Raw genomic sequence first — 14,661 nt, 5'->3', positions numbered from 1 at the left:
TAAAGAATGAGAAAACAACAAAAGGAAGCATGAATCTGAAAAGACTAAAAGCCGGATGGGATGAAAAATATTTATCACAACTTTTACAGGAAAATAATTTTTAATGCGTCTGCCCTGTAATGTGAGCCTTTACGATTCTCAGACGTTTTACATACTAAGCACGTATGTTCTTACTAACAGGCACGTAGCCTTTACGTATTACCTACAGGCATCCGCCACCTAATCTACTATCGGATCTTTCACAATCTTCACTTCTTGACGAATATCCAGATTAAGCATGGAAGCTCTGGTATATGGATCGAGAACCATGATAAAAGAAATTAAGGCTAATGCAACCTCTCACTTAGCGAGCACCAACTCCCCCTCTCTATCATCACTACCGAACGTGAGAGAATAGTGTCCGTCCTTTATCACAGACACTTCCAATTGTTTTAAAGCTATGATTTCAGTCTGTTTCCCTTTTTCCACAATTCTCAAAACAGGAGTAGCCTTCTTTCCCGTAGACCAATCTCCCTGCCATAGCAATCTGTATTGTTTACCCTCTGTAAGATTGGTTATTGCAACGGAACCTGGCTGTACCAGCAAACCCCAACCGTTCGGTTCTTCCAAAAGGATTTTCGTGTCCCACAAGAAATGAGGCGTTTGCTCCGAAGACATATCAGGATTTATGTCATCCATGCCATTATCATTACCGCAAGCAGTGAGAAAGAGACAGAACAGTACTCCCGTAGCTAAAAAGATTCTTGTTATTATGTGATGTTTTCTCATATCAATAATATCTTCAAGGTTATTATTTGTTTACTTTTAACCGGACAATAGTACCGTTGGCAGCCCTCGCTTCCAACATTACAAGTCCCTGATAGGAAGAAAGGTCAACTTTTCTTTCTGTAAACGATACGCGATTGTTGTTCACAAAAAAACTGGTAAACAACTCTGCATCCGGTCCTACCACACTTGCCATATTATCTTCCACTGCGATAGCGGCAGCCTCCAGCCAACCGAATCGATCCTCATCGGGAACAGGAACTTGCCCTCCGGCCTCATATCCCATGCCTTTGCCATAAAGCATGCTGCTTGCCGTTATTTTCAGAAAGCCAATATCCGGCAAAGTTCCGTCCGCCTGACGCGGATTCATCAGTTCCGTATCTTCAAGACTTATAAAGTCGGCAGAAGTCAGTTCATAACTTTCGGGAGCAAAAGAGTTATTCACAATCTCGCACAGTGTTTCATCCACGTCTATCAAGTGTTTGCCCGCGCTTCGAGGCATATAAGATATGTTATTCTTTATAATATGACCATAACCCGGCACATCTACTTTTTCGGATGCACTTTTCCTGTTCAACATACAGAAATTGGACGGGTTACGGTAGCCCGTGTTATTATACCAGGCAATCCCTCCCAGATGATGATTGGCATAGAACCCTTTGTTTTTATTCTTATAAGCCAGACAATACTGAACGATATGCATCGGAATCACCTTCGGCACCTTTGGATTATCACTCATGCCATAACCTCCCGATTTAAATCCGGTTCCATCTCCGGCCTTATCCCCCTCCTTCGTATATCCATTCAGAAAAGACCAGCAATTATCAATGGTAAAAGCCGCCTTGCAATTAATTAAATCGAAGCCATCGTCGCTATTGTACCAGGCACGACATCCCCGAAACACATTACCCGTATAGGCTTCCGAAGTCAGATGACCTCCGAAGCCGTCCACATTTCCTCCGCTTCCGCTATCGGATACAGGATCATAATTATTGTATGCATCGCAATTCAGCACCAGATTATCTTTGCCCGTCACTATATAAAAGCCGATAGCCATGCCATCGTGCATAGACAAATGCTCATAGATATTGTTACTGCCTCCTTCATTGCGGAAACATTCGGACTGTGTATGTTCTGTGATTGTCACTTGCGTGCCCACTACTTCCATATTTCTGAAGTGCAGATACGAACCGCTTACATAAAACACAATAACCCGTTCATTGACGGGCTTTACTTCCGAAAGGTCAAATACCGGACGTTCGTTCTTATAGCCGGAATAGCAGATCCGCTTATCCTTCCCCGTCCCGCTTTTATCCATTTTAAAGACACGGCTCCAGGTAGTACTCCCCGCCGTATGGTGTTCCATCACCTCAGACTCCGTTATCTTGTATGTTCCCCGGCGGATATAAACAGTATCTCCGGCAACCACTTTCGATTGTGCTTTCCTCAAAGTGGCAAAAGGTTTCTCTATTGTTCCACTGTTGGTATCGCTACCATTCGTAGCCACAAAATAATTTGTTGCCGGAAGACAAAGACACATCCCTATAAAAGAAAGAAAAAAGTAAAAGCGTTTCATGGTATTCATATCAATATATATAAGGTATTATTGCAAAAGGAAAAATCATTTATAATCTATCTCAATCCGACTGTCTATATTATCCTCTTCCTGCACTTTAGTCTTATCTTCCACTGTCAGATGAATATCCTTCAACCGGAAGTTCTTGCTATAAGCGATTTTTCCGGCAGACTCCACACTCGCATTAATATTAGACAGGTAGAAGTTTTCAATGCGGAGCTCCTCATTCCATCCGGAAGCTGTGATAAAACGTTTTGCCCTGTCGGCCTGTATATTCGAGAAATACACATTACGGAAATAAGGATATCCTTTCTCCTTCGGTTCGACGGGAGTCAGCATGGTAACCCAGTGTGACGGAATCTTTTTCCCCTTATATTCTTCGGGCAAAGCGGAGTAACTGTATTTGGGATTCCAGTTCAACCCCACAGCCAATACATACTTTACGCTATCAGCCTTCACACGGGTCATATAAATATTCTCCACCGTTCCTCCACGATTCATGGATGATTTCAGACGCAACGCCGCTCCCGTGCCGTAAGCTTTCAGATCGTAGGCAAGCACATTACGGATAGAACCGGAAGTCTCACTGCCGCACGTCACCAATCCCGCCCCTTTGCGTGCGGTACAGTTACGGATTACCACATTCTCTGTCGGTCGGTTCACGCGTAGCCCATCCGCATCGCGGCCCGCTTTGATACAGATATTATCGTCATTGCAATCCACCTCACAGTTCTCAACCAGAATATTGGTCGAAGAGTCTATATCAATTCCGTCCGTACTCGGTCCGTGTCCTCCCACATTATTATTAATGGTAACGCCATCCACCGAACAATGATCGGAATACAAAATCTGGCAAGCCCAAAAACCGGTACGTACAAGGGTGAAATCTTTTAAAGTGATATGTTTGCTGTTTGAGACAAGGATTCCCCGCACCCGTTTGCAGTCGTAATCCACAATCCAACGGAGTTTCTTCTTCTCATATTCCTTGCGCATCTCCCAATATTTATCCCAAAACACCTTTCCACGGCAATCAATGAATCCTTCGCCTGTCAACGCAGCATTCTCCGCATCCATGATATTGACAACGGCCGAAGGCCATGTCATTTCAATGCCGGCAATACGCGAAGGAAATTCCGGATAGTCACGGATATCCTCACTTGCTATCAACGTTGTGCCTTTGCTCAGATGAAGGTTCACTCCGCTTTTAATGAATAAGGCGCCTATACGGTAAACGCCCGAAGGAATGATAACCGTCCCTCCCCCCTTTTCATGGCAAGCGTCAATAGCCGATTGAATAAAACGGGTACTAAGAACGGAAGTATCACTTTTCAGTCCGAAGTCCGTTGCATGGATACAGTCGGACTTAGGAACCCGTTGCGCACCTACCTGTTCCGCCCACGACAAATCGGGTTGTACAGGGACATTCCCCCAGTCATGCGCGGAAACGGTAATGGTTCTTTCCGGACTCGTAAAGCCAATCAATGTCAATAGTACAATAGATAAAAGATACTTCATATTCACTCCTTTTTATTCACATTGCAAAATTACCGCATTCCATAGAAGGCGAAATAGACGAATGTACATAAAAGATAGAAATTTATATGGAATGGATAATCCTATATACACAGGTGGACAATTCTATATTGTCTTTGTACATATTTCCATGTACAGGCATTCAAAAAAGGACTAAATTTGCCACATGAAATAAAAAGAATTATCTAATACTCAAAATAATAGAGTGACATGAAAAGAAGTACAAGCTGGTTACTGTTATGTATGCTTACATTGGTTACTATACCGACTGTAATGGCACAACCCAATTACAACTATTCCAAACTCCAACGGGAGAAGCTCGGACGCGGAGTAATCGCTATCCGTGAGAACCCTTCGGAAGTTGTCGTCTCCTGGAGATATTTATCTTCCGACCCGATAAAAACCGGATTCAATGTTTACCGGGACGGCAAGAAACTGAATGACCAACCCGTTATCACCGGTACGATGTTTCGCGACAAGAACGGAAGTCCGGCAGCGGCAGTTTATGAAGTACGCCCTGTGATAAAAGGCAAAGAGACCCACCATACGGGTGGCAAGTATACCTTACCAGAGAACTCTCCTCTCGGCTATCTGCAAATACCATTGAAAAGACCGGAAGGCGGAGTAACTCCCGCAGGAGACAGCTATACGTATAGTCCCAACGACGCTTCCATCGGTGATGTGGACGGTGACGGAGAATATGAAATCATCTTGAAATGGGATCCAAGCAATTCACGGGATAATTCGCATGACGGATATACCGGAGAAGTGCTTATCGATTGTTACCGGCTGAACGGTGAACAGTTATGGCGCATTAATCTAGGTAAAAATATACGGGCAGGGGCACACTATACACAATTTATGGTATATGACCTGGACGGTGACGGGAAAGCGGAAGTCGTGACGCGCACAGCAGACGGAAGTGTTGACGCAAAAGGGAATGTCATAGGGAACACTCAAGCCGATTATCGTGAACCCGGTACTTTCAGCAAGAAAAGAAACGCGATTGTCAATCAAGGACGGGTATGGAAAGGCAAGGAGTATTTAACCGTATTTTCCGGACTGACGGGAGAAGCATTGCACACGATTGACTATATCCCTCAGCGCGGTGATCCTTCCGATTGGGGAGATGAACGTGCCAACCGCAGCGACCGTTTTCTGGCTTGTGTAGCCTATCTGGATGGAATTCATCCAAGTGTAGTGATGTGCCGGGGGTATTACACCCGCACCGTCCTGGCTGCCTTCGGCTGGAACGGGAAAGAGCTGAAAAAACACTGGGTATTCGATAGTAATGACCCCGGTTGCGAAGATTATGCCGGACAAGGGAATCACAACCTGCGTGTAGGAGATGTGGACGGTGACGGTTGCGATGAAATTATTTACGGTTCTTGCGCCATCGACCATAATGGCAAAGGACTCTACTCTACCAAGATGGGACACGGAGACGCTATCCATCTTACCCATTTTGACCCTTCACGCAAGGGACTGCAAGTGTGGGACTGTCATGAGAACAAACGTGACGGCAGTACTTATCGCGACGCGGCAACGGGAGAGATCATTCTCCAAGTGAAAAGCAACAAGGATGTAGGCCGCTGTATGGCAGCCGACATCGACCCGACCCAGCCCGGAGTGGAAATGTGGTCGTGGGAAGCAGGAATGCGCAATGCAAAAGGAGAAGCTATTGCAGGCAGGATAAAAGGATTGCCCACCAACATGGCTGTGTGGTGGGATGGTGACTTGCTACGCGAGTTATTGGATAAGAACATTATCAGCAAGTATGATTGGAAAGCACAAAAGGTAAACAGAATCGTAACATTCGAAGGGGCTCTCTCCAATAACGGAACGAAAGCCGTACCCTGTCTGCAAGGTGACATCGTGGGTGACTGGCGTGAAGAAGTGCTGTTACGCTCGGAAGACAACTGTTCCCTGCGCCTGTATGTATCGACTATTCCTACTGAATACCGCTTCCATACCTTCCTGGAAGATCCTATATACAGAATCAGTATCGCAACCCAGAATGTAGGCTACAACCAACCAACGCAACCGGGATTCTATTTCGGTCCGGATCTTACTAAGAAGAAAGGGACTTTCAGAGGATATCAGTTCAAGTGAAATGTTATACTAAGGGCAAATTTATACGGAATCCAAAGAAATAACTATCTTTGCCCTTAGATAAAACACATAAATTCACTATGAAGAAGAATACGTTACTTATATTCTCCCTCCTGTTATTCTACTTGTACCCGGCATTCGCCTCCGTAGAGGTACGTTCCAATAAACTGACTACCGGAGACGGATTAGCCAATAACTCCATCCGGTATATGTCGCAAGACAGTAAGGGGTTTATCTGGCTGGGTACGCTCAACGGATTAAGTTATTATGACGGCAATTCTTTTGTCAACATCTACCCTGACATCCACAATCCGCTTTCACTGGCCGATTCACGCATCCGGAGTATAGAAGAAGATCCGAACGGCTTCCTATGGATTTCAACGATGTCCTCTTTTATCAGTTGTTATGACCTGCGTCACGGCCGTTTTGTGGATTTCACCGGATGCAACGAATATAAAGAAAACTATTCTAAATTCTTCATTACCTCCGATAATTCCGTCTGGCTATGGCATAATCAAAACGGATGCAGGAGAATCGTTTATCAGGATGGGAAGTTCTCGTCACAGACTTATAAGAAAGAGTTGGGAAATCTACCTTCCGACAGAGTGCAGTTTGTATTGGAAAGCGCCAAAGGAGAAGTCTGGATCGGAACCCGTAAAGGGCTATTGAAATACCGGAACGGGCAAACTGACAATCTAGACCCGCAGAGCCAAAGTTGGGAACATATCATCGCTTATGAGCAATATACCTGCATCATCACCGACAAGAATGAAATCTACCGTCACACCTACTCTACCGGCAAACTGGAAAAAGTAGGTTCACTTGCCGCAAGCTTTGACGACAACAGTCGTGTCACGGGCAACTTCCTCCTGGCAGACAAATGGGTATTGTTTACCGCCAACGGCAGTTATCTGCTGGATATCCCTACCGGAAAACTTTCCCGCTACTCCGACCTGAATATCAAAAACGGTGCGGTCACCAAAGACAATAAAAAGAATGTATGGGTGCACAACTATACCGGACATTTATGGTACGTCAACGTTACAACGGGCAATATCAAACCTTTTCAGTTCCTTTCTTCCGAACATATCGGCTATATAGATGTGGAGCGATATAGTATCGTACACGATTCACGGGATATCATCTGGATTACAACTTACGGAAACGGACTTTACGCATACGAGCTGGCTACGGGAGACCTGCAGCATTTCACCTTTGACATCGGCCAATCCAGCCATATTAACTCTAATTATCTCCAATATGTAATGGAAGACCGTTCCGGCGGTATCTGGGTAAGCTCCGAATTTTCCGGTTTATCTCATCTGGAGATTCTGAACAAAGGCACACAACGTCTCCATCCCAGCGGCGAGAACAGTTCCGACCGCTCCAATACCATCCGTATGCTTTTCCAAAACCGAAACGGAAATATCTATATGGCAAACCGCATGGGCAGCCTGTACGAATACGACCCCGGTCTGACCAAGACAATACGCCGCGAGGATTTCACCCACAATGTGTACAGTATGAACGAGGACTCGGAAGGTAACCTATGGCTGGGTATGAGAGGAACCGGTCTTCGTATCGGAGCGGACAAATGGTACAAGAACAACAGCAAAGATCCCAATTCGCTCTCCAACGACCAAGTGTTCTCCATCTACCGTGACCGGAAAGGCCGAATGTGGCTGGGAACGTTCGGCGGAGGACTGAACTTAGCCGTAAAGACGAAGGACGGCTATCAATTCCGGCACTTCTTGCAGGACAACTATGGAGAGAAACGTATCCGTGTCATCGAAGAAGACAAGAACGGACGGATGTGGGTAGGCACCAATAACGGTATTTATATCTTCCATCCGGATTCCCTCATCGCTTCGCCCGAGAATTATATCATATACAATCATGTCAACGGCACATTCCCCAACAATGAGATACGTTGCCTGATGAATGACCATGAAGGCAATATGTGGATCGGAACCGCCGGAGCCGGATTTGCCGTCTGCCATCCGGAAGGCGATTATCAGCATCTGACCTTCAACTGTTACGACATCAAAGACGGGTTGTCCAATGCCGTAGTGCAGTCCATTGTTCAGGATAAGGATAATAAGATGTGGATAGCTACCGAATATGGCATTTCACGCTTCACTCCTGCAACCAAGCAAATTGAGAATTATTTTTTCTCTTCCTACACTTTGGGAAATGTATATAGTGAGAACACTGCTTGTGTAAGCAACGACGGCAAACTACTGTTCGGTACCAACTATGGCTTAGTTGTATTGAATGCCGACAAAATAGAGAATCTGGACAAACCGACTTCCGTAGTCTTTACCGGACTTCAGATCAACGGAGCCAATATGCTTCCCGGTGTAGAAGATTCTCCTTTGCAGGAAGCAATGCCATACATCAACGAGCTGAACTTGAAATATTATCAACAATCATTTGTCATCTCCTTCTCTACATTCAACTATCTGAATGGGGTATCCAAGTATTCCTATTGCCTGCCCCCTTATGACACGGAATGGAGTTCGCCTTCCAGCCTGAACTTCGCCACTTACCGGAACTTGCCTCCAGGTAAGTACAAACTCCACGTGAAAGCTTGTAACGCCGCAGGTATCTGGGGAGAAGAGAATGTGATGGAGATTGTGATAGCCCCTCCGTTCTGGAAAACGACTTGGGCTTACCTGTTATATGCCCTGTTAATCGCAGTAGCCGGTTATTTCAGTTTCCATATCATCCGGAATTTCAACGCATTGCGCAACCGCATCGCAGTAGAAAACCAGTTGACGGAATACAAACTGGAATTCTTCACCAATATATCTCATGAGTTCCGCACTCCATTAACCCTGATTCAAGGAGCTTTGGAAAGAATCGTCAATATGGGAAACCATTCCAGAGATATGCAACATTCCCTAAAAATCATGGATAAGAGTACCAAGCGGATGTTGCGGCTTATCAACCAATTGCTGGAATTCCGGAAGATGCAGAAGAATAAACTTGCCCTTTCATTAGAAGAAACGGACATTATCGCTTTCTGCTATGAGATATTCCTAAGTTTCAAGGATGTAAGCGAATCCAAAAACATGGATTTCCGCTTCGAGCCATCACATACCTCTTACAAAATGCCTGTCGATAAAGGAAATCTCGACAAGGTGATTTACAATCTACTTTCAAATGCATTCAAATACACTCCGTCCAATGGGAAAATCATATTCAAGGTAGACATTTCGGAACAAAAGCAACAACTTTGTATCCAAGTGACGGACACAGGAGTAGGCATCCCGAAAGAAAAAAGAAACGAATTGTTCAACCGCTTCATGCAAAGCAGCTTCTCACACAGCAGCGTAGGTGTAGGGCTTCACCTCACCTATGGTCTGGTCAATATACATAAAGGAACGATTTCTTATAAGGAAAATGAAGGAGGCGGCTCTATCTTCACCGTAGAACTACCGGCAAATGCCGACGTTTACGAGGAAAAAGACTTCCTCATCCCTAACCAAATACTGATTGAGGAAGAAGAACAACGCCATAAAGAATTTATTGCGAGTGACAAGACAGAAGAACCGGCAGCACCTTCCGTTCCATTGAATAAACGGAAAGTATTAATCATAGAAGACGACAACGATGTCCGTGAATTCTTAAAAGAGGAAATCGGTCAATACTTCGAAGTGGTGGCCGAAGCGGACGGGATCAGTGGCTTTGAACGCGCACAGACCTATGACGCCGATTTGATTATCTGTGATGTGTTAATGCCGGGAATGACCGGATTTGAAGTGACTAAGAAACTAAAGAATGAGTTCGCAACAAGTCATATCCCCATCATCCTGCTGACTGCCCTTAATATGGATGAAAAATACCTGGAAGGTATAGAGGCCGGAGCGGATGCCTATATCACCAAACCATTCAGTGTATCTTTGCTGCTCGCCAGAGTATCCAGACTGATAGAGCAACGGGACAAACTCCGTGAGAAGTTCTCCAATGAACCGGGAATCGTCCATTCAGCAATCTGCACCAACAACAAAGACAGCAAGTTCCTGGCAAAGCTGAACGAAATACTGAACGAGCACATGGTAGAAGCCGAATTCTCGGTAGACGACTATGCCAACCTTATGGGATTGGGACGTACCGTATTCTATAAGAAAGTACGTGGAGTGACAGGATACTCTCCGAATGAATACTTACGTGTTATCCGTATGAAGAAAGCAGCGGAATTGTTATTGACCGAAGACCTGACCGTTGCCGAGATTTCCTATAAAGTGGGTATCAATGATCCTTATTATTTCAGTAAATGTTTCAAGAACCAATTTGGAATCGCTCCTTCGATTTATCAGAAGAATAAAGGACAGCATGGTTCGAGTTCACCACAGATTAACACAGATTAATTTAATGCATTAATAATCAAGATCTATTATCTGTGTTAATCTGTGGTGAGAAGAAGCCCCAGTGTACTATCTTACGGATTTGCGTACAAATCTCCATTACTGTTTTTTCATCAAAAGATAAAATTTACATCCTTTCCGTACGGGAGTATAGGCGTATTTTCCATTAATGCGCTTCCTTTGCAGCAAAACATTTTAATTGATCATCATGAAACACAACTTATTTCTTTTCGTATTTTTGCTGGTCGCATTGCCCGCCGTCAAGGGACAGGCAAGTGAACGTAAAAAGTACAATTTCAACAGCGAATGGAAACTGCAAACAGGAGATTTTCCTAAAGCCAAAGATGCAACATTCGATGACAGCAAGTGGAAACAAGTCACTTTGCCTCATGCCTTCAATGAAGATGAAGCATTCAAAGTTTCTATCGAACAACTGACAGACACGGTGGTGTGGTATCGTAAAAGTTTCCGCATTCCCGATTTAAAAAGTAATCAGAAAGTATTTATCGAATTTGAAGGAGTACGCCAGCGTGGAGACTTCTACCTCAACGGACACAATCTGGGAAGACATGAAAACGGGGTGATGGCAGTAGGTTTCGACCTGACTCCTTATATCAAACAAGGCGAAAACGTGATTGCCGTGCGGACGGACAACGACTGGATGTACAGGGAAGAAGGAACCAAATCCAAATTTCAATGGAACGACCGTAACTTCAACGCCAATTATGGCGGTATTCCCAAAAACGTATTCCTCTACGTTACTGACAAGGTATATCAGACACTTCCCCTGTATAGTAATCTGAAAACGACGGGAGTATATACGTACGCTAAGGACATCGACATCAAAGGCAGAAAAGCTACGATCTGTGCAGAATCGGAAGTCAGAAATGACAGTAAAGAGCCTCGCCAGTTCACCTATCAGGTGACTATATTAGATGCCGACGGCAAACAAGTGAAGACTTTTCAAGGCGACAAAGTGACTTTGAAAGCAGGAGAAACTAAAACAGTAAAAGCTTCTGCCCTTATCGGTGATCTTCATTTCTGGAGTTGGGGATATGGCTATCTGTATACGGTAAAGACAGCTCTGAAAGACAGTAACAACCGCATATTCGACGAAGTAAGCACTCGTACCGGATTCCGTAAGACACGTTTTGCAGAAGGAAAAGTTTGGCTGAACGACCGGGTGATCCAGATGAAAGGATACGCCCAACGTACCAGCAATGAATGGCCTGCTGTCGGACTTTCCGTTCCGGCTTGGCTGAGTGATTATTCAAACGACCTGATGGTGAAGAGTAATGCCAACCTGGTTCGCTGGATGCACGTCACTCCTTGGAAACAGGATGTGGAATCTTGCGACCGTGTAGGTTTGATACAGGCAATGCCTGCCGGTGATTCGGAAAAAGACCGTGAAGGACGCCAATGGGAACAACGGGTAGAGCTGATGCGTGACGCTATCATTTATAATCGCAACAATCCCAGTATCTTGTTCTATGAATGTGGAAACAAAGCGATCAGCCGGCCTCACATGATTGAGATGAAAGCTGTTCGTGATAAATATGATCCGTTCGGCGGACGTGCCATCGGTTCCCGCGAGATGTTGGATATCCGTGAAGCGGAATATGGCGGCGAAATGCTGTATATCAACAAAAGCGAACATCATCCGATGTGGGCAACCGAATATTGCCGCGACGAAGGTTTAAGAAAATATTGGGATGAATACAGTTACCCTTTCCATAAAGAAGGAGACGGACCTCTTCACAAAGGACAACCGGCTACCGATTACAACCACAATCAAGACCAACTTGCCATTACTATGATTAACCGTTGGTATGACTATTGGCGTGAACGTCCCGGAACAGGCAACAGAGTCAGTGCCGGTGGAACCAAGATTATTTTCTCCGATACCAATACTCATTATCGCGGCGAAGAGAACTACCGCAGAAGCGGGGTGACGGATGCCATGCGCATTGAGAAAGACGCATTCTACGCTCATCAGGTCATGTGGAACGGCTGGGTAGACACGGAAGCAGACCAGACCTACATCATCGGTCATTGGAACTACCCGGAGAATACAGTAAAACCGGTACATGTAGTATCCACCGGCGAGGATGTGGAACTCTTCCTGAATGGTAAATCGTTAGGAAAAGGTAAACGGCAGTACAACTTCCTCTTTTCTTTCGACAAGGTCACTTTCAAACCGGGCAAGCTGGAAGCTGTCAGCTACAACAAGAGCGGAAAGGAAATCAGCCGTTACGCCGTAAACACGGTAGGTGAGCCAGCCAAACTGAAACTTACCGCCATTCAGAATCCGGAAGGCTTCCACGCAGACGGTGCCGACATGGCTCTGATACAGGTAGAGGTAGTAGATAAAGACGGCAAACGTTGTCCGTTGGATAACCGCACCGTCCAGTTCACTTTAAAGGGAAATGCCGAATGGCGCGGAGGTATCGCACAAGGTGAAAACAACCATATCCTCGATACCAATCTACCGGTAGAATGTGGTATCAACCGTGCACTTATCCGCAGTACGACAACTGCTGGAAAAATAACACTGACCGCACAAGCCAAAGGGTTACCTGCAGCCACTCTTACATTGGAAACGGTTCCGGTGAAAGTAAACAATGGATTAAGTTCCTATCTGCCTCAAGCTAGTTTGAAAGGTAGATTAGACAGAGGTGAGACTCCTTCCACTCCTTCTTATAAAGATACCAAAAGAGGAATCCGGGTTGTATCGGCAAAGGCCGGAGCCAACAGCGGAGATGTTGCCAAGAGCTACGATGATATAGAACTGTCTGAATGGAAAAACGACGGCAAGCTCAGCACTGCATGGATTACTTATACATTGGAAAAAGAAGCAATGATAGATGACGTTTGTCTGAAACTGCACGGATGGCGTTCGCGCAGCTACCCGCTGGAAGTATATGCAGGCAAAGAGCTGATATGGAGCGGCAACACAGAGAAGAGCCTGGGATATGTCCACCTGAACATAGAAAAGCCGGTACGTGCCAATACCATTACGATCCGTCTGAAAGGCAATACAAGTGACAAGGACGCTTTCGGGCAGTTGATAGAAGTAGAAGCGAAAGCCGCCAACAAAATGGAACTGGAAAAGAGCAGCAGTAAGAATCAGCTGCGAATCATCGAGGCAGAGTTCCTCGAGACAATCAAATAGATTTGTTTTCAACAGGTATATAGAACCCACATAAGATTGTTAGTTTGATTAAAAAGTCCTCTTTTACGTTTCTATCGTTTGGGAGGACTTTTTATTATTCAGTTTGTATTTAAAATCATAAACCATCATTTCATCATGAAAAATTTAGTTATCATTTTAATGCTTGCATTCTGTTGCAATTGCCTGGCAGATAATAACCAACCTGCCCATGTCATTATCACTGCCGGACAGTCAAACACCGACGGACGCGTGCCCAACGACCGTCTGCCGGATTACATCAAAGCTATGTCCACAGACACGGCCTTCACCACAGGAGCCTACAAATACTGTAAAATAGCCCAGAACCGCACAGACGGGAAGTTCCGTCCTTTCTGGCCGAAGAGCAAAAGAAGAGCCAAGCCCCACACATGGGGATATGACGCCATCACCTACTATTGGTTGGAGCAATTATGGCAAGAGCCTTTTTACGTTATCAAATGGGCTATCGGAGGCACTTCTATCGAACCGTCCGCCAGTTCGGACAAATCGGTTCACTGGTCGGCAAATCCCGAATGGCTATCCGGCAACGTGGCAACCAGCCAAAAGGGACGGTCCTTATTGCTTTCTTTTATCAATGACATAGACGGTTGCATCGACAACACCTTAGCGAAATTAAAGAACGGTTACCGGATTGACGCATTCCTGTGGCATCAAGGAGAAAGCGACCGTGCATACGGCGACAAATACTACGAGAACCTGAAAGCAGTCGTCGCTTATGTGCGCAACCATCTGAGTGAAAAGACAGGAGAAGACTACTCCAAGCTTCCGTTTATCTTCGGTACGGTAGCCAAGAAGAACAAGCAATACAGCAGTGAGGTTGAAGAAGCGATGAAACGCCTGGCGAAAGAAGACAAGAATGCCTATCTGATAGATATGTCGGATGCGGAATTGATGGGAGACCGCCTTCATTTCAATCAGAATTCAGCCGAATATCTGGGCAAACAGATGTACGAGCAGATAAAAAAACTGCGATGAAAAGGCTATATTTGTACTTTTATAAGGGGTTGCGTACAAATATCAGGAGTATTTTTTAGCCATTAGTATAATATTACATCTTTTTCGTACGAATACTTGCGCATAATTTCTTCCGATAC

General features: G+C 45.1%; 7 protein-coding genes. 4 read left to right on the top strand and 3 right to left on the bottom strand.

The genetic code is table 11. The annotated features are described in order from the left end of the window. Positions 1-339: 339 nt before the first annotated feature. Genes H8S63_RS18435 through H8S63_RS18425 form a run of 3 tightly spaced genes read right to left on the bottom strand, consistent with a single transcriptional unit; the run spans position 340 to position 3,856 of the window. Complete coding sequence (locus H8S63_RS18435) at positions 340-768, bottom strand: hypothetical protein (RefSeq protein WP_022276118.1); 429 nt, start codon at positions 766-768, stop codon at positions 340-342. Between the two features lie 22 nt (positions 769-790). Then, entirely contained in the window at positions 791-2,341 is a 1,551-nt protein-coding gene (locus H8S63_RS18430; RefSeq protein WP_186927599.1) for a rhamnogalacturonan lyase domain-containing protein, read from the bottom strand. A 45-nt stretch (positions 2,342-2,386) separates the two neighbouring features. Beyond that, positions 2,387-3,856: a glycoside hydrolase family 28 protein gene (locus tag H8S63_RS18425; RefSeq protein WP_186927598.1), complete on the bottom strand. Its 1,470-nt coding sequence runs from the start codon at positions 3,854-3,856 to the stop codon at positions 2,387-2,389. A gap of 228 nt (positions 3,857-4,084) precedes the next feature. Here H8S63_RS18425 and H8S63_RS18420 point away from each other — a divergent pair, with 228 nt between their 5' ends. The 4 genes from H8S63_RS18420 to H8S63_RS18405 all read left to right on the top strand — a co-directional run bounded on the left by H8S63_RS18420 (position 4,085) and on the right by H8S63_RS18405 (position 14,542). After that, positions 4,085-5,986 carry a rhamnogalacturonan lyase gene (locus H8S63_RS18420; RefSeq protein WP_186927597.1) on the top strand — a complete coding sequence of 634 codons (1,902 nt, stop codon included), beginning with the start codon at positions 4,085-4,087 and terminating at the stop codon, positions 5,984-5,986. An 80-nt stretch (positions 5,987-6,066) separates the two neighbouring features. Next, positions 6,067-10,359 (top strand): two-component regulator propeller domain-containing protein, encoded by a 4,293-nt coding sequence (locus H8S63_RS18415; protein ID WP_186927596.1) that lies wholly within the window; start codon positions 6,067-6,069, stop codon positions 10,357-10,359. Between the two features lie 205 nt (positions 10,360-10,564). Further along, on the top strand, positions 10,565-13,528 hold the full coding sequence (locus H8S63_RS18410) for a sugar-binding domain-containing protein (protein ID WP_186927595.1): 2,964 nt from the start codon (positions 10,565-10,567) through the stop codon (positions 13,526-13,528). 135 nt (positions 13,529-13,663) lie between these two features. Further along, positions 13,664-14,542, top strand: a complete 879-nt coding sequence (locus H8S63_RS18405; protein WP_186927594.1) for a sialate O-acetylesterase — start codon at positions 13,664-13,666, stop codon at positions 14,540-14,542. Positions 14,543-14,661 lie beyond the last annotated feature (119 nt).

Origin of the sequence: Bacteroides sp. NSJ-39 (assembly GCF_014287315.1) — a bacterium.
Lineage (GTDB): Bacteria > Bacteroidota > Bacteroidia > Bacteroidales > Bacteroidaceae > Bacteroides > Bacteroides finegoldii.
Note: the sequence above shows the minus strand (reverse complement) of the source record. Positions and strands in the feature narration are given on the sequence as shown.